The following is an 18,038-nucleotide window of genomic DNA, read 5'->3' as shown; positions in this document are numbered from 1 at the left end:
AGTTCCATGATCATCCGTCAGGCTCTCTTCGAGGGCACGATCCATGCCGGCCGCGAGGCGGACTTCAAATCCTATGTGGCCGAGAAGCTGATGCCCATGTGGCTCGCCTTTCCGGGCGTCAAGGAAGTACGCGTTCTCTATGCCGTCGAGCGCGACGAAGGCGCGCCATCTTATCCGATGGTGCTTTCCACCATGTACGAAAGCCGGGAGGCGCTGGCAGCCGCGCTGGAATCACCGGTGCGTTACGAGAGCCGCGAGATGACCAAGGGTCTGCTCGAAATGTTCGAGGGCCGCATCCACCATCACGTCTTCGATCTCGCCCACGGCTGATCAAGCGAGAGGCGGGGGAGAGGCCGCCTCCAGCGTCAGCAGCACGGCGCCTTCGAGCACCTGCTCGCCTTCGGCAATGAGAACCTCGGCGATCGTTCCGTCTCTGGGGGCAGAAAGCGAAAGCTCCATTTTCATCGCCTCCATGACAGCCAGCGTCTCCCCACGGGAGACGGCCGCGCCCGGTACGGCGCGCAGGAGTTTCACGAGGCCCGGCATCGGCGCGAGGATGCGGTCTCCACCGGCCGCCGCCTCGTCTTCGGCGGCAAGGGGATCGATGAGCCCGAAGTGCCAGCTTTCACCATTCTGGAAGACCGTCACCCCGTTACCGTCCCGAATGACCTCCGCGGGGTGCCTGCGACCGTCGAACTCCAGATCGTAGGCCCATTTTGAGCCGGAAAGGCGCAGCTCGATATCGCGACCTTCGACAGTGAACCGGTACGAGCCCTGCCCCTTCGAGTGAAACGATACCGGCACATGCCGGCCGCGATGTTCCAGCTCGACGAAATCGGAAGCTTCCGACCACAGGCGAAAGCCGGACAGAGCGGTCCAGGGGTCTTTCGGGATTTTCGACTCCAGCACGCCGGAAAGCTCAAGGGCCGCGAGAGCGATGATCTCAGGTGAAGCCTCCCGCGCCATCGTCAGCTCTGTCAAATGGCGGTCGATAAGGCCGGTATCCGGATTGCCAGCAACGAAATCCGCCTGCTTTGTTAGCCGGCAAAGGAATGCGGCATTGGTCGTGAGGCCGGTGGCACGAACCTCTTCCAAGGCCGTGGAGAGCCGTGAGAGAGCGGTGGCGCGATCCGACCCGTGGGTGATGACCTTGGCAATCATCGGATCATAGAAAGGCGAGATATGGTCGCCAGCCCGCACGCCGCTGTCGACGCGCGCCACGCCTCCCGGCAGCGCAAGATGGGAAAGTGTGCCGGTCGCGGGCAGGAAACCACGCTCCGCATCTTCTGCGTAAAGCCGCGCCTCGAAGGCCCAGCCGTCGATCGAAAGCTCCTCCTGCCCCTTCGGCAGCGGCTCGCCGGACGCCACCCGAAGCTGCCATTCGACCAGATCGATGCCGGTGACCGCCTCCGTCACCGGATGCTCGACCTGCAGGCGCGTGTTCATTTCCATGAACCAGAAGCGATCGGCTTTCAGGCCTTCGGAGGCGTCCGCGATGAATTCGATCGTGCCGGCGCCGGAATAATCGATCGCCTCGGCGGCCCTCACCGCAGCCTCGCCCATGGCGTGGCGCATCTCCTCCGGCATGCCGGGTGCCGGCGCCTCCTCGATGACTTTCTGGTGGCGGCGCTGGGCTGAGCAGTCTCGTTCGAAAAGATGCACGACATTGCCGTGGTCGTCGCCGAAGACCTGGATTTCGATATGGCGTGGATGGGTGATGTATTTCTCGACAAGGCAGGAGGCATCGCCGAAGGCAGCCAGGGCTTCACGTTGAGCGGAGGCTAAAGCCTCCTTGAAGGCGGCTGCGCTTTCCACACGCCGCATGCCCTTGCCGCCGCCGCCGGCGCGCGCCTTTATCAGCACCGGGAAACCGATACGCTCCGCCTCGCTCGCGAGGAAATCCGCGTCCTGCTCGATGCCGTGATAGCCGGGCACGACAGGCACGCCCGCCTCTTCCATCAATGCCTTGGCGGCGTCCTTCAGGCCCATGGCGCGGATGGCTTCTGCCGGCGGTCCGATGAAGCGAAGGCCGGCGGCAGCGACCGCTTCGGCAAAGCCAGGATTTTCCGAGAGGAAGCCATAGCCGGGATGGATTGCATCGGCACCGGTCTTGAGCGCGGCTTCGATGATCTTCTCGCTCCGTAGATAGCTTTCGGCGGCAGGTGACGGCCCGATATGCACAGCCTCGTCGGCAAGCTCCACATGCAGCGCGTCGCGATCGGCATCGGAATAGACCGCAACCGTCGCGACGCCCAGCCTGCGGCAAGTGCGGATGATGCGGCAGGCAATTTCACCGCGATTGGCTATGAGGACCTTTTTCAGCATCTTCAGGCCTCTACATCCGGAACACGCCGAAGCGCGTATCTTCGATTGGCGCATTGAGTGCCGCCGATAAGCTCAAAGCGAGAATTTGACGCGTTTTCGCCGGATGAATTATGCCGTCGTCCCAAAGCCGGGCTGAAGCATAAAGCGGGTGGCTTTGTTCCTCGAATTGTTCGAGAATCGGCCGCCTGAAGGCTTTCTCCTCTTCAGCACTCCAGACCTTACCGCTGCGATGAACCGCGTCCCGCCTCACTGCGGCCAACACACCGGCCGCTTGTAGCCCTCCCATGACCGAGATGCGGCTGTTCGGCCAGGTCCAGAGAAAGCGCGGCGAATAGGCCCGCCCCGCCATGCCGTAATTGCCGGCGCCGAAGGAACCGCCGACGAGAATCGTGATCTTCGGCACGGAAGTCGTCGCCACGGCGGTCACCAGCTTCGCCCCGTGCTTGGCGATGCCCTCCGCCTCGTACCGCCTTCCGACCATGAAACCGGTGATGTTCTGCAGGAAGACAAGCGGAATTTTCCGCTGCGAGCAGAGTTCGATGAAATGCGCGCCCTTCTGGGCGCTCTCGGAAAAGAGCACGCCGTTATTGGCGACGATGCCGACAGGGATGCCGAAGACATGTGCGAAACCGCACACCAGCGTCGTTCCGTAGCGCGCCTTGAACTCGTCGAACCGCGAACCGTCCACCACGCGAGCGATGACTTCGCGAATGTCATAAGGCGTGGTCAGCGAAGCCGGCACGATCGCCGCAATTTCTTCCGGATCGTAGAGCGGCTCTTCCGCCGTTTCGAGCGCCACCGTTTCCGGCTTGCGGGTGTTGAGGCCGGCGACGGCCCGGCGCACCAATGCGAGCGCGTGGGCGTCGTCGCGGGCGAGATGATCGGCAACGCCGGAGAGGCGCGTGTGGACATCACCGCCGCCGAGATCTTCGGCGCTCACCTCCTCGCCTGTTGCCGCCTTCACCAACGGCGGACCGGCGAGGAAGATCGTGCCTTGATCCTTCACGATGATCGCCTCATCGGACATGGCTGGCACATAGGCACCGCCTGCAGTACAGGAGCCCATGACAGCGGCGATCTGCGCAATGCCTTTCGCCGACATGCGCGCCTGGTTGTAGAAGATGCGGCCGAAATGATCGCGGTCGGGAAACACTTCGTCCTGGTTCGGCAGGTTGGCGCCACCGGAATCGACGAGGTAGACGCAAGGCAGCCGGTTTTCCTCCGCGATCTCTTGGGCGCGCAGATGCTTCTTCACCGTCATCGGGTAATAGGTGCCGCCTTTGACGGTCGCATCATTGGCGACGATCATCACCTCGCGGCCCTCTATCCTGCCGATGCCTGTGACGATGCCGGCCGAGGGGCTTGCGCCACCGTAAAGCCCATGCGCCGCCGTAGCGCCGATTTCCAGAAAAGGCGAGCCGTGATCCAGGAGCCGGCCAATACGATCTCGCGGCAGGAGCTTGCCACGGCCCACATGCCGCGCCCTTGCTTCCTCGCCCCCGCCGGCTTCAGCCAATGCGACGGCCGCTTCCACCCCCGCGAGTTTTGCCTGCATCGCGGCGCGGTTCGCTTGCGCCGCCTCGCTTCTGAGATTGACCTGAGACCGGATGACAGCCATCAGGCCGTCTCCCTGAAAAGCTCGCGGCCGATCAGCATGCGGCGGATTTCGGAGGTGCCGGCGCCGATTTCCATCAGCTTGGCGTCACGCAGCAGCCGGCCGGTGGGATTGTCGTTGATGTAACCGTTGCCGCCGAGCACCTGGATCGCCTGCAATGCCTGCTGGGTGGCCTGTTCGGAAGAATAGAGGCAGCAGGCAGCGGCATCCTGCCGGGTCACCTCACCCCGGTCACAGGCGCCGGCAACCGCATAGACATAGGCTCGGGCAGAGTTCATCGCCGTGTACATATCGGCCACTTTCGCCTGGATGAGCTGGAATTCGCCGATCGCTTGCCCGAACTGCTTACGCTCATGCACATAGGGCATCACCACGTCGAGGCAGGCGTGCATGATGCCGATGCCGATGCCGGCGAGAACCACGCGCTCATAATCCAACCCCGACATGAGGACCTTCACGCCACCGCCTTCGGCACCCATGACGTTTTCGGCCGGCACTTCGCAATCGTGAAAGACCAGTTCGCAGGTGTTGGAACCGCGCATACCGAGCTTGTCCAGCTTCTGGGCGGTCGAGAAGCCCTTGAAGCCCTTCTCGATCAGGAAGGCCGTGATGCCTTTCGGGCCGGCAGCCGGGTCCGTCTTTGCGTAGACGACCAGTACGTCTGCGTCCGGCCCGTTGGTGATCCACATCTTGCTGCCGTTCAGCACATAGGTATCGTCGCGTTTCTCCGCCTTCAACTTCATGGAGACCACATCGGACCCCGCTCCGGGCTCCGACATGGCCAGCGCACCGACATGCTCGCCCGAGCAAAGCTTCGGCAGGTATCGCGCCTTCTGCTGCGCATTGCCGTTGCGGTTGATCTGGTTGACGCAGAGATTGGAATGGGCGCCGTAGCTGAGCGAGGTGGAGGCCGACGCGCGGGCCAGTTCCTCGACGGCGATGACATGGGCGAGATAGCCCAAACCGGAGCCGCCAAACTCAGGATCGGCGGTGATGCCGAGCAGGCCGAGATTTCCGAGTTCCGGCCAGAGATCGCGGGCGAATTCGTTGCTGCGGTCGATCTCGTTGGCACGCGGGGCCAACCGCTCCTGCGCGAAGCGGTGAACGGTCTCGCGCACGGCCTCGACCTCCTCGCCGAGCGCGAACTTCATGGATGCGTGGAACACCTCGTCTCCTCCCGGTGCGCCAAGATTATCTATCGAAAGGTTGTGGGGCAGCCACGCGGTCTCGTCAATGACCCGGAACAAGATCGCAAGATCCAGTCCTTTCGGACACGCCGCTTGAAAAAAGATTTCCTTATCGGGGCAGATGATGCGGGTTGAGACCCGGCACCCACTGGGTGTTCGGCACATTGGTGCCGGTATAGGTGGGGCCGCCTTCGGTCTTGCAACGATAGACCCGACGCGGCGCCGTATCGCCATAGAGAATGTCGTACCTTCCCCGCCACCGATGCACCTCGACGATATCGGTGGTGCAGGTATAGGAGGGTTGCTGGACACGCTCCTCCTCCGGCACGACGCCCGGCAGGTCCTTGAATGCCATCGGGCGGGACCGGCGGAACTCGTCGTCCGCGGCGAAGGATGCCGCCGGCGCAAGCGCCGCCAGCAGGATCGCCATCAGCATCACGACGGGCAACAGCCAGGCACCTTTCAGCATCGTCTACTCCTCAGCCGCAAATCAGCGGATGATTTCTAGATACGGTCTGCAGGATGCCGTTTCCATAAGCTGTCCGGCACATTTGCGTGATCGCTCACACGATCCGCCGGTAACCGTTCGGCATGTCGTAAAGCCAACCGATCCGCCTGACCGCCGCCTCGAAATTCTCGCGGGCGACGCTCATTGTGTGGCCATTGGCATGCAGCAGCGTTTCGGCATCTTCCATGATGCCGACATGCCCTTTCCAGAAGACGAGGTCACCGCGACGCAATTCCTCGCGGGCAATCGCCGTGCCGAAGGCCGCCTGCATATCGGAGTCGCGCGGCGCCGGCCTTCCGACCATCATCAGCGAGAGCTGGACTAGGGAAGAGCAATCCAGCCCGAAGCCGGAGCGGCCACCCCAGAGATAGGGCGTTTCGATGAACCTGCTGGCTACCGACACGTAGTCGTCGCCGAGCGTTTCGCCGATGGGCAGGCAATGACCGGCGATCACGGCGCTGCCGTCCGCCAGCACGAAATAGCGCGTGCCGCGGGTTTCCGCCTCTCCCGTCACGGTCACACGACTTCCCATGGAGAGCGCCGCGACCGGGGGCTTGCGGAGTTCGGGCTCCGGATAGAGGAAGGTGCGTGGCACGGCGATGCGGTGGGTGGGCTCTTCAGGTTCGCCCAGATGCGTCTCCGGCAGATAGCCCACGTAGCCGTCCTCGTCGGCCTGCAGCCAGGCCCAGCCGCCGGCGCGATCGAAGACGCGCACCGTCTCGCCAAGCAGAAGCTCGGTATCGATGCCGCGGGCAAGATCCGGTGCGGGGCGCAAGGCGGTAACGGGAACGGCGATACGGGCCGGCTCGCCGCGCACGAAGTTCGCAGCCTCTATGCTGCCGCGCAGGGTCTCGTCCGCGAGGTCCGGACGGAAGGCATGAAGGCGTCTATCCAGTGTCTTGGTCATGTTTCCTCATGGTGGCCGGCCGCGGCCTTCGAGCATGATGAGATCGCCCAACTTCTCCAGGTAAAGCGCGCCGGCGACTGTTCTCTTGATCACCACATTACGCCGGTCGCGCTCGTCGCGCACCCGCTCCACCAGCGCCAACTCACCCATCGTATCGAGCGCGCGGGTGATGACCGGCTTGGTGACGCCGAGCACGGCAGCCAGCCCACGAACGGTATGCGGCGGCGGCACGAGATAGATATGCAGCAGGACCGCCATCTGACGCAATGTCAAATCCGGACCTGCGCCACGCACCTGTTCCAGCGCCACCCGATGCCATAGCCCCAGCGCCTCAGTCGCCGTCAGTTCAACCGGCATACCTACTCCGAAATTTCGCCCGGCCGATCATTTCCGAATTCTTCGGATCGAAACACGGAGGGTATGCGGGAAGCCTTACCAGATCATTTCACCATTGCCTGAATGCAGCGATAGAGCGCGCGGATAGCGTGGGCCTCGCCGCCCACGGGTGCATGGGGTTTTTCCGCCGGATTCCAGCCATAGACGTCGAAATGCGCCCAGCTCTTGGTGGCGGTGACGAAGCGTTTCAGGAAAAGGGCCGCGGTGATCGCGCCCGCCATGCCGCCGCCCGGCGCATTGGTGATATCGGCCGCGCGCGAGCGCAGATCCTTGTCGTAGCCCATCCACAAGGGCAGCCGCCAAAGCGGATCGTCTTCCGTCTTGCCGGCGGCGCCAATTCGGCCTGCCAAATCCTCGTCATCGGTGAAGAACGGCGCGAGTTCGGGCCCAAGCGCCGTGCGGGCTGCACCCGTCAAGGTCGCCATGTCTATCATCAGGTCCGGCGCGTTTTCGTCGGCATAGGCAAGCGCATCGGCCAGGATCAACCGGCCCTCCGCATCGGTGTTGTCGATCTGCACCGTGATGCCCTTGCGGCTCCTGTAGATATCGCCGGGACGGAAGGCACTGCCGGAAATGGAGTTCTCGACCATCGGCACGAGCACCTGCAACTCGATCTTCAATCCGGCATCCATGATCATCAACGCCAGCGCCAGGACATTGGCCGCGCCGCCCATGTCCTTTTTCATCAGTGCCATATTGGCGGCACCCTTGATATCGAGACCGCCGGTATCGAAGCAAACCCCCTTGCCGACGAGGGTGACGCGGGGATTACCCTTCTCGCCCCAGCGCATTTCGACAAGCCGCGGCTTGCGGTCGCTTGCGCGGCCGACGGCATGAACGAGCGGAAAATTCTGCGCAAGGAGATCCTCGCCGACGATCGAGGTCACCGACGCGCCATAGTGCTCCGCAAGCCGGCGCAACGCTGCCTCCAGCTCATCCGGACCGAGATCGTTGGTCGGCGTATTGATGAGATCGCGCACAAGGAAGATCGCGGCAAGCTGGCGGAGGATATCATCCTGGTCGACACCTTCCGGAAGGACCAGCCGCACCTCCTTCGCCTTGTCCGACCGATAGCGGTTGAAGCCATAGCTTCCGAGCCCGAAGCCAAGGGCCAGCTTTTCAGCCGGGAGCTTGCCGCCTTCGATGTGCCAATCGCCTGCGGGCAGGAGCTTCGAAAGCTTGCCGGCGATGAAGGGCGCTTCGGCAGGATCAGGACCGAGCCCGTACAAGGCGCCGCCGACCTCGCCCGCCTCATTGGGAACGAGCAGAAGCACGCCCTGTTCCGCCTTGAAGCCAGCCGCCCGCGCCCAGGCGAGCACCGTCGGATCGATCTTCCCCTCCTCCATATCTGCGGGCGCGACAAGGCGGATGGTGCGAGCGGCACTGTCCGCTTCGGCGAATGGCGAGGGTCTTTCGATATATTGATAGGGGGTCATGGAAGCCTTCGGGAAGGTATCTGGAAAGAGTGGCTTAACGGTCTGTTAGGGTTAACAGTTTATTGCTGAGGGCAAGATTGCGCCAGATGCCTCCGAAGATTTCCGACGGCGGCGGCAGGCTTCGGCGCCGGGGGTTTCGGGGATCACGTCATGACCGGTTCAGTCCATTCCGCCTTCCGCGAGGTCCGGCTTGCGGAGCTTGCCTGTATCGGCCTGCTGACGATTGCACTTGCCGGCTGCTCCAGCACGAGGAAGCAGCATCCCGACAACGTGACGACCGGTTCCATCCCGCAATTCTCCGGCTCGTTCGAAACCATGAATGCCGCCGAGCTTGCCAGTACGGAGAAAGCGATCGGGGCTGCCTACGATCGCAATCCCAAGGACAAGGCGACCGGCCTGCGCTATGCCAATGTGCTGCGCATGACCGGCAAGAACGCCCAGGCGCTCGCTGTGATGCAGCAGGTCGCGATCGCGCATCCGGCCGACCGCGACGTGCTGGCGGCCTACGGCAAGGCGCAGGCGGCGGCCGGCCAGCTCGAACAGGCGCTTGCGACCATCACCCGTGCCCAGACGCCGGACCGCCCGGACTGGCGGCTTTATTCCGCCGAGGGTGCGGTACTCGACCAGCTCGGCCGTTCGGACGAAGCGCGCCAGAAGTACCGCATGGCGCTCGATGCCCAGCCGAACGAACCGAGCGTGATGTCCAACCTTGGCATGTCCTACGTGTTGAGCGGAGATCTCCGCACGGCGGAAACCTATATGCGCTCGGCCGCACAGCAGCCGGCTGCCGACAGCCGGGTACGGCAGAACCTCGCCCTGGTCGTGGGGCTGCAGGGCCGCTTCGCCGAAGCCGAGCAGATCGCCCGGCACGAGCTCTCTCAACAGCAGGCCGATGCCAATATCACCTATCTGCGCAGCATGCTCTCCCAGCAGAATTCATGGGCAAAGCTTGCCGAAAAGGAAAAGTCGAAGCCATCAAGCGCCGATCGTATCGGGTCGTTCGAAATTCGCCGCAATTGAGCTTAGAAGATCGTCGAACAACATGCTCTGCAAGGAATGGAGCTCATGCGTCGGTTCTTCAAGCGGGCGGGAAAGCTGGCCGGCGCAAGCCTGATTTCGATCGGCTGCTATCTCGGCTTCCTGCATACCACCGGAAATTTCCACGAGGTCATTGCCGGCGAACTTTATCGCTCGGCCCAGCCGACGGCCGCCCAGCTCGATAGCTATATCAGGCACTACGGCATCAAGACCGTCATCAACCTGCGTGGCCAGAGCGGGCAGCATTGGTATCGCGACGAACTTGCCGTCAGCCAGCGCCTCGGTGTCCAGCACATCGATTTCCGCATGTCGGCCCGCCGCGAACTCACCACGGAGCAAAGCGAAAGGCTGATCGCGCTGCTCCGCGACGCGCCGAAACCCATCCTCATCCATTGCCAGGCTGGAGCAGATCGCACAGGACTTGCTTCCGTGATCTATCTCCAGCAGATCGCCAATGTGGACGAAGAGACCGCCGAATGGCAGTTGTCGCTCCTATACGGGCATGTCGGCCTGCCCTTCCTCGGCGTCTATGCGATGGACGAGACCTGGGAAGGTCTTGAAAAGATCTTCGGCCTGCCGAGCTGATTGGGTACGGGCCTTAAAACCGGTCGGCGACCTGGATGCCTGCCGGGCCGAGAATGACGGCGACGAGAACCGGCAGGAAGAACAGGATCATCGGCACGGTGAGTTTAGGCGGCAAGGCGGCGGCCTTCTTTTCCGCCTCGTTCATGCGCTCGTCTCGCCCTTCCTGCGCCAGCACCCTGAGCGCCTGGGCGATCGGCGTGCCGTAACGCTCCGCCTGAATGAGTGCCTGGGTGACGCTTTTCACGATGTCGAGTTGGGTGCGGTTGCCCAGATTTTCGAGCGCCGTGCGCCGATCCTGCAGAAAGGAAAGCTCGGCCGTCGTCAGCACCATCTCCTCGGCAAGCGCCGGCGATTGATGCGCCATCTCCTCCGCCACCCGGCGCATGGCCGCCTCCATCGAGACGCCGGATTCGACACAGATCAGCATCAGGTCCAGCGCATCCGGCCAGGCGCGCTTGATCGAAAGCTGGCGCTTGTTCATCCGGTTGGTGACGATGATGTTCGGCAGGTAGAAGCCGATATAGGCAAAGCCGATCGCCGCCAGCAGGCGAATGGGGAAAGGGCGCCCTTCGAGATTTCCGAGAACGAAGATCCAGACCACCGCCATTGCCAGGAACAGGAAAGGCAGAAGGAAGCGCGCGGCCAGAAAGATGTTGAGCGCGTTTTGCGAGCGCAGGCCCGCCGCTCTCAGCCGGTTGACCGTGTTCTCGTCGACCAGCGCCTGGCGCAGGTTGAAGCGCTCCACGATCTGGCGGGCCGACCGGTTGTTCTGGGTGCGCAGCGAGGCCCTGGACTGTTCCGCGTTCATCCGCGCCCGCTCCCGCGCACGGATCTGCTCGCGCTCGGTGGAAACCGCCCTCATGCGTTTTTCCAGGTTGCCCCGTTCCAGAAGCGGGCTCGCCAGCGTGTAGAGCGTAGCGAACACCGCCACCGCCACGAGCACGGCCAGGAGTATTGCCGGATCGGTCAATGTCGCGGCGAGATCCTTCGTCATACGGGCGCCCTCATATCTCGAAGTTGATCATGTTGCGCATGACGAGAATGCCTATGGACATCCAGATTGCGGAGAACAACAGGATGATGTGGCCGCGCGGATCGGTGAACAGCACCATCATGTAATCGGGCGACGTGAGATAGACGAGCAGCGAAACGATGAAGGGCAGAGCGCCGATGATGACCGCGGAAGCCTTCGCCTCCATGGAGAGCGCGCTGACCTTGGCCTTCATCTTGCGGCGCTCGCGCAATACCTTCGCCAGATTGCCGAGAGCCTCGGAGAGGTTGCCGCCGGCCTGGCTCTGGATGGAGATGACGAGCGAGAAGAAGTTGACTTCGGACAGAGGCATGGTCTGCATCATGCGCGCGCAGGCCTCCGGAACGCTCAAGCCGACCTGCTGGGATTCCACCACGCGTCGGAATTCGCCCTTCACCGGCTCCTGGCCATCGGAAGCGATCAGACGGAGCGCGTCGTTGAGCGGCAGGCCGGATTTGATCGACCGGACCATGACATCGAGGGCGTTCGGAAATTCCTCGAGGAATTTCTTCTGCCGTTTCTTGATCAGGAAATTCACCATCCAGCGCGGCAGACCGGCGGCGGCCGCGAAACTCGCCCCAAGAGCGCCCAGCAGCGGCATGCCGGCCAATAGCGCCAGCAGGAATAATGCGAGGCCAAGAAAGACGCTCAGCATATAGAAACGGCCGAGCGAAAGCGTGATGCCTGTCTGGCCGAGCTTCGCCTTGAGGCTCCCTTCCCCCAGCTTGCGGGATTTCTCTTCCTGCTTCTTCTCCAGATCCTTGAGAGAATCCTGCAGCGACTTGCGGCGCTTGGAGAGTTCCTGGACGCGATCGCGCGCCGCTTTCACCTTGGTGAGATCGGTCTCGGCGGACTTGACGCGGCTCAAGCGCGCATCGGTCTTCTTTTCCACCTCGATACGGGAAAAGAGCAGCCCATAGCAGATCGCACTGGCGGAGACCGCCACCAGTGCGATGATCGCGAGAACCGTCATGTCGAGCCCGAACATCTCCCGTTAGCTCCTAGCCAGAGGACTTTTCCATTGCATCCAGCGCGGACGCCAGGCGACGCTCCTCATTGTAATAACGAGCGCGTTCCCAGAAATGCGGCTTGGCTATACCGGTGGACACGTGCTGACCGATGAGGCGCCCATTGGCGTCTTCGCCGTGGATCTCGTAGCGCATCAGGTCCTGGGTGAGAATCACGTCGCCTTCCATACCGACCACTTCGGTGACCTGGGTGATTCGACGCGAGCCATCGCGCAGGCGTGCCGCCTGGATGATGACGTCGACGGAGCCGGAGATGATCTCGCGCACGGTCTTGGCCGGCAGGCTGAAACCGCCCATGGCGATCATCGATTCGATACGGCTTAAACATTCGCGCGGCGAGTTGGCGTGGATCGTGCCCATCGAACCGTCGTGGCCGGTGTTCATCGCCTGCAGAAGGTCGAAGACCTCCGGTCCGCGCACCTCGCCGACGACGATGCGTTCGGGCCGCATGCGCAGGCAGTTCCTCACGAGATCACGCATGGTGATCTCGCCCTCGCCCTCGATGTTCGGCGGACGGGTTTCGAGGCGCACCACATGCGGCTGCTGAAGCTGCAATTCGGCGGTGTCTTCGCAGGTGATGACGCGTTCGTCGGTATCGATATAGCGTGTCAGGCAATTGAGCAGCGTCGTCTTGCCGGAGCCCGTGCCGCCCGAGATCACGACATTGCAGCGCACCCGGCCGATGATCTGCAGCAGGATCGCGCCTTCCGGCGTAATGGCGCCGAGCTTCACGAGCTGTTCGAGGGTGAGCTTATCCTTCTTGAACTTGCGGATGGTGAGCGCCGGTCCATCGAGCGCCAGCGGCGGCGCGATCACGTTGACGCGTGAACCGTCGGGCAGGCGCGCATCACAGATCGGCGAGGATTCATCCACCCGGCGGCCGACCTGGCTGACGATCCGCTGGCATATGGAGAGCAGTTGCGCGTTGTCGCGAAAGCGGATGTCGGACTCGATCGTTTTGCCGCCGACTTCGATGAAGGTCTGGCCCGCGCCGTTCACCATGATATCGGCGATGTCATCCCTTGCAAGCAGGGGCTCGAGCGGTCCGTAACCCAGAACGTCATTGCAGATATCGTCGAGCAGTTCCTCCTGCTCGGAGATCGACATCGCGAAATTCTTGATGGTGATGATGTCGTTGACGATGTCGCGGATTTCCTCGCGCGCGCTTTCGGCGTCGAGCTTTGCGAGCTGCGAGAGATCGATCGTGTCGATCAGCGCGGAAAAGACCTGGCTTTTCGTATCGTAATACTGCTCGTTGCGTGGCGGACGCTTGCGCGCGGCACTCGCGGATGGGCTTAACGGCGGAGGCATCACGGCCTGACGCTGGCCATGCGGCTCCTGCAGAGGTTCGGGAAAAATTTCGGGAGCGGCAGACCTGCCCGAAGAGGATGCCGGAGCCGACGCAGCAGGCGGCGGCGCAGGAGCGGCGGTGCCGCTCTTTCCGTATCCGTCAGTTCCACGTTTTCCAAACATCGGTCTATCCAGTCTTCACCGAGAGAGGTGAGATCACTTTCGCCCGAGCATTGCCAGCACCTTGCCCAGGCCACTCCGCTTTGCCTTCTTCGCTGCCACGCGCCCCGTCACCACATGGGCGATCTGCGAGAAGGTTTCGGCAGCGGGCGATTTCGCGTCGATCTCGGCGATCATCCGGCCGCTATTGGCGGCGTTTCCGAAAAGCTGCGCGTCGAAAGGCAGAATGGCGATCGGCTCCAGCTCCAGCGGCTCGAAAAAGTCGGAGGGCGCGATCTCCGGACGTTTCGGCATGCCGATCTGGTTCAGCACCAGATGCGGCGGGCGATCGTTCGGCCGGAGCTTCTTCAAGGCATCCAGCATGTTCTTGGTGTTGCGGAGATTGGCGAGATCGGGGGCCGCGCAGATCACCACTTCATCGACATCGGCGAGCACCGCCCGCGTCCATTCCGACCAGCCGTGCGGCATGTCGAGCACCGCCATGGGCGCGCTGCGCTGGAGTATGTCTATCACCGGCTGGAACGCGAACCGATCGTAGTCATAGGCGCGATCGAGCAGGGAGGGCGCGGCGAGCAGCGACAGATGCTCGGAGCATTTGGTGAGCAGGCGGTCGAGGAAGACCTCGTCCAGGCGTTCGGGGGCGAAGACGGCCTCCGCCACCCCCTGGGCAGGGTCCTGGTCGAAATCGATATTGGCCGTGCCGAAGGGCAGATCGAGATCGGCAAGAATGGTTTCGGTGGCAAACAGGCTGGAAATACCGAACGCGCAGTTATGCGCGATGGTCGACGCGCCCACCCCACCCTTGGCGCCGATAAAGGCTATCGACTTGCCGAGCGGTTCGGCATCCGGGTCGACGAAGATCGCCGAAACCGAGGCGAGCAGATCGGCCATCTGCACAGGGCCGACAAGATATTCGGAAATGCCGTTGCGGATCAGTTCGCGATAGAGTGCGATATCGTTATAGCGCCCGACGACGATAACCCGAGTGGAGGGATCGCAGACCTCCGCAAGCGGCGCCAGCTCGCCGAGCAGGTTCTTCGGTTCGGCATCCGTTTCCAGGATGATGAGGTTGGGCGTCGGCGCGGAGGTGAACATCTTGGCGGCCGCATCGATGGCGCCGCTCGTGATCCGCATGTTGACCTTGGCCATGCGGCGATCGCGCGACATGCGATCCATCAGCCGCAGCATCGCCTCGCTTTCGCAGAAGGCATGAATGGATATGCGCGGCAACGGGCGAAGCGCTTCGATGTCGCCGAGGCGGTCTGCCTCTTCCACGTATCGCCCGCCTTCAGCGCCAGTGCGGATTTCGTAGTTGATCGCACTCATCTGTCTGTCTCCGGTGCCGCGGCCTCAATCATCGCCGCCGTCGCCGCTCGGCGCCTTACGATAAGCTTCGATAACCGCCGTGCGCTGTGCAGCATCGATCGGCGTCATCCCGCGCGGGGCGATGAGATCGGTGGGATTGGCGACCTGGGCGGCAAGATTGTTCTGGCTGGCGCAGCCGAAATTGTACCAGTTCCTGTTCCCGAAGGTGGCATCGGAGAGGTCTTCCGGCCATTCTCCGCACGCCGACGTCATGGCCTTGGTCGCCACATAGGCAAGGCGGACCGGTGCTGCATCACCGTTGGGATAGGCCTGATAGCTGCCCATCACGATCTGGCCCGGACGGATACCGGTCTCCGTCAGCACCTTGCGGATCTGGCCGCCCAGATGAGACGCCGCTCCTGCGTTATGGGAGCCATGCGGCATCTGTATCTGGATGATGCCGGCGGGCGAGGCCGCGAAATTCTGCGCGAAGCCTCGGATCGTGTCCTTCATGCCCGTGGATAGCCGGTAGTCACCGGAGGAAACGGGGATATCGAGCGTGTGCTCGGCCTCCGAAAGCGTGATGGGATGGCGCGTGCGATAGTCGTCGGGGATCGAGCCCGTGGTGAGCTCCCGCGAGCCGCAGCCCGCAAGCAGCGTCAAAGACGCGACGAGGACGGCGGAGGATATCTGTCTCATCATGGTCTTGGCCCCCGGCCCCTCATTTGTAGATGAACCCGACGGCGCCATGGTATTGCCCGGCATCGACGGTCTCCTTGCGGCCGTAAATCTTGTTGACCCGGTTCAGGAAGAAGGTCGCCGCATCGTTCTCCGGATTGAAGTTGTCGTCCGGCCTGGCGATCTGATTTCGCGCAACCGGGCGCACCAGATAGGGCGTCGCAATGATCACCAGTTCGGTTTCGTTGCGCACGAAGTCCTTGCTGCGGAATAGCGTGCCGAAAATCGGTATCTTGGATGCGCCCGGAAAGCCGGACATGGCCTGACGGATATCATCCTGAACGAGACCTGCGATGACGATGGAGCCGCCGGACGGCAGCTCGACCGAAGTCGAGGCTTCTCTCTTGCGAATGCCGAGATAAGTATTGCCCGGGATGGAACCCGGAGAATTTCCGGTCGTCACGCTGCCCTGGAATGTGGGCTCGGAAACGCTGGTATCGATCCGAAGCGCTATGCGGCCGGCTGACAGGACGACAGGCTTGAAGTTCAACGAGATGCCGTATTCCACGGTCTCGAAACTGTTGGTCACGACTGGGACATTGGTGTCCTTGTCGATCGAGACTTCCTGCTCGGCGGCCAGGCGGAAGTCTCCGCCGACATAGAAATTCGCCTGCTCGCCGGAGATCGCCGTCAGGCTGGGCTCCGCGAGCGTCCGCATGACGCCTGCCTGTTCCATGGCATTGAGATAGCTCGTGAAATTCATCGAGCCGGAACCGATCGTCCCGGCAATCCGGCCGACCGATCCCATGATGTTGCCGAGATTGGCCGGGTTGGCGAAGGACACACCGTCGCCGCTGGTCCCACTCCTGATCGAACCGTTGAATCCGAGCTGCTTCAACACCTGGCGGCTGACTTCGGCCACGGTGACTTTCAGCGTCACCTGGTCCTCGCCTTCGATCGTCAGGAGATTGACGATCTGCGAGAGCTGACGGTCTTCCGCGTAGATCGCCACGGCGCCGTCGCCGCTGCTTTCGCTGGTGGCCACGGTGCCGCGGGTGGTGGCTTCACCGCCCCGAAGAAAGGCCGTGGCCAGCTTTTCAGCCTGCGCGGCATCCTGCGGCGTGCGCACCGTGCCGGTCAGCACGATGTTGTCGGAAACGATCTCGACCTGAATATCGGACTCCGGCAGGAAGCGCCGCAGGTTCTGCTGCAGGCCGGCGATATCGCGCTCGATCTCCAGATCGAGGCTGACGATCTCCTCTCCATTCGGGCCGAAGATGAAGATGTTGGTCTGGCCGACCGACTTGCCGAAGAGATAGATGCGCCGCGAGGTGCGCGTCACGGCATCGGCCATGGAGGGATCGGCCACCAGGATATCATGGGCATCCGCCGGCAGATCGACGACCAGGGCCTTGTTCAGCCCGAGTTTCAGGCGCTTGCGAATACCGGTGCCCGCCTCGGTGATGCGGATGAGGCTCTGCTGTTCGGCAAGCGCGCTGGCCGGCGCGAGATTGCCCGAGAAAGGCGTGACCGGAAGACCGGAAAAGGCAAGGCAGAAGGCCATGCCTGCCGCGGCGGAGCGATAGATTGCCTGTTTCGGTCTGCTCACTGGTTCCGCTCCGTTCACTGCGTCTGCACCTGCGATTGCGAGCCTCTGACGATCGAGCCCGACTTGATGACCTGGATATCGGCCTTGCCGTCGCCGCCCTTGAGCAGGTAATCGGCAGCGATCGTGTCGGCCTCCTGCGCGTCCGCGACCGAGCGCAGTGCCAGCGTCAGCCGCTCCGCCATCTGCTGGGCGACGGTGATCACGCGCGTCTGCTCAGGGGTAAGTTCCAGTGTCGCGGTCGTGCCCACCACGGCCTTGGAGCCATCCTCGTTTTCCTGGATCTGCTGATCGATCGCCAGAACGCGCACGTTGTTCAGCACGTTCTCGGTGAGAAAGGAGCCCTCCTCATTGCGGCGGACCATGATGACATCCACCCGATCGTTCGGCAGTACGAAGCCGCCCGCGCCGGTCGCGACCGTGATCTCGGTGGCCACCGCCCGCTTGCCGGCCGGTAGAAGCGCCGACATGATGCGGCTTGATGAATCCGCGATCTTTTCCGGCCGGATCGGCTCGCCTTCGAAGACCGGCAGACGGACCACGGCGCCATTCACCTCCGCAACGGCATTCGGACGCGCCTTGTCGGTAATGAACCCTTCGACGACTCCGGCTGCTGGCCAGGCCATCCAGCGGACCGCTTGATCGTTCAGCCGGCTGCCCACGGGCAGGTTGGCGGCCGATACCAGCACGTTGACGGTGGGTTCTTTCTCGATGACGGTTTCGGCCATCTGAACCACTTCCTTGCCGGAAAGATTCATTGCCAGAATGCCGGCAAGGCCCGCCGCGACGACGGCTACCGTGAGGATGATGAGGCGGGCGGGTTTCATGGCCGGTTCTCGGGGGCTGCAATTCCCCCCAAAATGGTCCCGCAATGGTGTAATTATAGTTAATACTAGGCTTATAATTGTGGTTAACGAAATCTTT

Annotated in this window: 17 protein-coding genes; 3 read left to right on the top strand and 14 right to left on the bottom strand. The window is 62.7% G+C overall.

The window, feature by feature from the left end:
• Nucleotides 1-6: 6 nt before the first annotated feature.
• Entirely contained in the window at nucleotides 7-330 is a 324-nt protein-coding gene (locus ACE04I_RS04655; RefSeq protein WP_046793955.1) for a hypothetical protein, read from the top strand.
• Here ACE04I_RS04655 and ACE04I_RS04650 read toward each other — a convergent pair whose 3' ends face one another.
• The 7 genes from ACE04I_RS04650 to ACE04I_RS04620 all read right to left on the bottom strand — a co-directional run bounded on the left by ACE04I_RS04650 (nucleotide 331) and on the right by ACE04I_RS04620 (nucleotide 8,374).
• Complete coding sequence (locus tag ACE04I_RS04650; RefSeq protein ID WP_487206699.1) at nucleotides 331-2,379, bottom strand: acetyl/propionyl/methylcrotonyl-CoA carboxylase subunit alpha; 2,049 nt, start codon at nucleotides 2,377-2,379, stop codon at nucleotides 331-333.
• On the bottom strand, nucleotides 2,336-3,943 hold the full coding sequence (locus ACE04I_RS04645; protein ID WP_046793953.1) for a carboxyl transferase domain-containing protein: 1,608 nt from the start codon (nucleotides 3,941-3,943) through the stop codon (nucleotides 2,336-2,338). The genes ACE04I_RS04650 and ACE04I_RS04645 overlap by 44 nt, the downstream gene beginning before the upstream one ends.
• Nucleotides 3,943-5,091, bottom strand: coding sequence for an isovaleryl-CoA dehydrogenase (locus ACE04I_RS04640; protein ID WP_046793952.1), 1,149 nt, complete (start codon nucleotides 5,089-5,091; stop codon nucleotides 3,943-3,945). The genes ACE04I_RS04645 and ACE04I_RS04640 overlap by 1 nt, the downstream gene beginning before the upstream one ends.
• Before the next feature lie 145 nt (nucleotides 5,092-5,236).
• Nucleotides 5,237-5,596, bottom strand: a complete 360-nt coding sequence (locus ACE04I_RS04635) for a hypothetical protein (protein ID WP_046793951.1) — start codon at nucleotides 5,594-5,596, stop codon at nucleotides 5,237-5,239.
• 94 nt (nucleotides 5,597-5,690) lie between these two features.
• Nucleotides 5,691-6,542 (bottom strand): C40 family peptidase, encoded by an 852-nt coding sequence (locus ACE04I_RS04630; protein ID WP_046793950.1) that lies wholly within the window; start codon nucleotides 6,540-6,542, stop codon nucleotides 5,691-5,693.
• A 6-nt stretch (nucleotides 6,543-6,548) separates the two neighbouring features.
• Nucleotides 6,549-6,899, bottom strand: coding sequence for a MarR family transcriptional regulator (locus tag ACE04I_RS04625; RefSeq protein WP_487206698.1), 351 nt, complete (start codon nucleotides 6,897-6,899; stop codon nucleotides 6,549-6,551).
• Nucleotides 6,900-6,982: 83 nt separating this feature from the next.
• A complete protein-coding gene (locus ACE04I_RS04620; protein WP_487206697.1) occupies nucleotides 6,983-8,374 on the bottom strand; it encodes a leucyl aminopeptidase family protein in 1,392 nt (463 codons plus the stop codon).
• 150 nt (nucleotides 8,375-8,524) lie between these two features.
• Here ACE04I_RS04620 and ACE04I_RS04615 point away from each other — a divergent pair, with 150 nt between their 5' ends.
• Together ACE04I_RS04615 and ACE04I_RS04610 are read left to right on the top strand one after the other, a co-directional pair.
• Nucleotides 8,525-9,394 carry a tetratricopeptide repeat protein gene (locus tag ACE04I_RS04615; protein WP_046793948.1) on the top strand — a complete coding sequence of 290 codons (870 nt, stop codon included), beginning with the start codon at nucleotides 8,525-8,527 and terminating at the stop codon, nucleotides 9,392-9,394.
• 45 nt (nucleotides 9,395-9,439) lie between these two features.
• Entirely contained in the window at nucleotides 9,440-9,997 is a 558-nt protein-coding gene (locus ACE04I_RS04610) for a dual specificity protein phosphatase family protein (RefSeq protein WP_046794314.1), read from the top strand.
• Nucleotides 9,998-10,010: 13 nt separating this feature from the next.
• Here the strand turns inward: ACE04I_RS04610 and ACE04I_RS04605 are convergent, their stop codons facing one another.
• The 7 genes from ACE04I_RS04605 to cpaB are packed head-to-tail and all read right to left on the bottom strand — an operon-like array spanning nucleotide 10,011 to nucleotide 17,941.
• On the bottom strand, nucleotides 10,011-10,991 hold the full coding sequence (locus ACE04I_RS04605) for a type II secretion system F family protein (RefSeq protein WP_046793947.1): 981 nt from the start codon (nucleotides 10,989-10,991) through the stop codon (nucleotides 10,011-10,013).
• Between the two features lie 10 nt (nucleotides 10,992-11,001).
• A complete protein-coding gene (locus ACE04I_RS04600; RefSeq protein WP_487206696.1) occupies nucleotides 11,002-12,015 on the bottom strand; it encodes a type II secretion system F family protein in 1,014 nt (337 codons plus the stop codon).
• A gap of 13 nt (nucleotides 12,016-12,028) precedes the next feature.
• A complete protein-coding gene (locus ACE04I_RS04595) occupies nucleotides 12,029-13,528 on the bottom strand; it encodes a TadA family conjugal transfer-associated ATPase (RefSeq protein WP_046793945.1) in 1,500 nt (499 codons plus the stop codon).
• A 33-nt stretch (nucleotides 13,529-13,561) separates the two neighbouring features.
• A complete protein-coding gene (locus ACE04I_RS04590) occupies nucleotides 13,562-14,851 on the bottom strand; it encodes a CpaE/TadZ family protein (protein WP_046793944.1) in 1,290 nt (429 codons plus the stop codon).
• A gap of 24 nt (nucleotides 14,852-14,875) precedes the next feature.
• Nucleotides 14,876-15,532 (bottom strand): CpaD family pilus assembly protein, encoded by a 657-nt coding sequence (locus ACE04I_RS04585; protein ID WP_245282071.1) that lies wholly within the window; start codon nucleotides 15,530-15,532, stop codon nucleotides 14,876-14,878.
• Between the two features lie 19 nt (nucleotides 15,533-15,551).
• Nucleotides 15,552-17,072: a type II and III secretion system protein family protein gene (locus tag ACE04I_RS04580; RefSeq protein ID WP_082118322.1), complete on the bottom strand. Its 1,521-nt coding sequence runs from the start codon at nucleotides 17,070-17,072 to the stop codon at nucleotides 15,552-15,554.
• 59 nt (nucleotides 17,073-17,131) lie between these two features.
• The gene (cpaB, locus tag ACE04I_RS04575; protein WP_046793942.1) at nucleotides 17,132-17,941 is read right to left on the bottom strand and encodes a Flp pilus assembly protein CpaB; all 810 of its coding nucleotides are present in this window, start codon (nucleotides 17,939-17,941) and stop codon (nucleotides 17,132-17,134) included.
• Nucleotides 17,942-18,038: the final 97 nt, after the last annotated feature.

The organism is Rhizobium moroccans, from assembly GCF_057559155.1.
This window is presented reverse-complemented; position numbering and strand designations above follow the sequence as displayed.

What these genes read in the sequence shown, in the direction of transcription:
- ACE04I_RS04655 (WP_046793955.1), top strand. Translation starts at nt 7, where the DNA reads ATGATCATCCGTCAGGCTCTCTTCGAGGGCACGATCCATGCCGGCCGC.
- ACE04I_RS04650 (WP_487206699.1), bottom strand. Translation starts at nt 2,379, where the DNA reads ATGCGCCAATCGAAGATACGCGCTTCGGCGTGTTCCGGATGTAGAGGC.
- ACE04I_RS04645 (WP_046793953.1), bottom strand. Translation starts at nt 3,943, where the DNA reads ATGGCTGTCATCCGGTCTCAGGTCAATCTCAGAAGCGAGGCGGCGCAA.
- ACE04I_RS04640 (WP_046793952.1), bottom strand. Translation starts at nt 5,091, where the DNA reads ATGAAGTTCGCGCTCGGCGAGGAGGTCGAGGCCGTGCGCGAGACCGTT.
- ACE04I_RS04635 (WP_046793951.1), bottom strand. Translation starts at nt 5,596, where the DNA reads ATGCTGAAAGGTGCCTGGCTGTTGCCCGTCGTGATGCTGATGGCGATC.
- ACE04I_RS04630 (WP_046793950.1), bottom strand. Translation starts at nt 6,542, where the DNA reads ATGACCAAGACACTGGATAGACGCCTTCATGCCTTCCGTCCGGACCTC.
- ACE04I_RS04625 (WP_487206698.1), bottom strand. Translation starts at nt 6,899, where the DNA reads ATGCCGGTTGAACTGACGGCGACTGAGGCGCTGGGGCTATGGCATCGG.
- ACE04I_RS04620 (WP_487206697.1), bottom strand. Translation starts at nt 8,374, where the DNA reads ATGACCCCCTATCAATATATCGAAAGACCCTCGCCATTCGCCGAAGCG.
- ACE04I_RS04615 (WP_046793948.1), top strand. Translation starts at nt 8,525, where the DNA reads ATGACCGGTTCAGTCCATTCCGCCTTCCGCGAGGTCCGGCTTGCGGAG.
- ACE04I_RS04610 (WP_046794314.1), top strand. Translation starts at nt 9,440, where the DNA reads ATGCGTCGGTTCTTCAAGCGGGCGGGAAAGCTGGCCGGCGCAAGCCTG.
- ACE04I_RS04605 (WP_046793947.1), bottom strand. Translation starts at nt 10,991, where the DNA reads ATGACGAAGGATCTCGCCGCGACATTGACCGATCCGGCAATACTCCTG.
- ACE04I_RS04600 (WP_487206696.1), bottom strand. Translation starts at nt 12,015, where the DNA reads ATGTTCGGGCTCGACATGACGGTTCTCGCGATCATCGCACTGGTGGCG.
- ACE04I_RS04595 (WP_046793945.1), bottom strand. Translation starts at nt 13,528, where the DNA reads ATGTTTGGAAAACGTGGAACTGACGGATACGGAAAGAGCGGCACCGCC.
- ACE04I_RS04590 (WP_046793944.1), bottom strand. Translation starts at nt 14,851, where the DNA reads ATGAGTGCGATCAACTACGAAATCCGCACTGGCGCTGAAGGCGGGCGA.
- ACE04I_RS04585 (WP_245282071.1), bottom strand. Translation starts at nt 15,532, where the DNA reads ATGATGAGACAGATATCCTCCGCCGTCCTCGTCGCGTCTTTGACGCTG.
- ACE04I_RS04580 (WP_082118322.1), bottom strand. Translation starts at nt 17,072, where the DNA reads ATGGCCTTCTGCCTTGCCTTTTCCGGTCTTCCGGTCACGCCTTTCTCG.
- cpaB (WP_046793942.1), bottom strand. Translation starts at nt 17,941, where the DNA reads ATGAAACCCGCCCGCCTCATCATCCTCACGGTAGCCGTCGTCGCGGCG.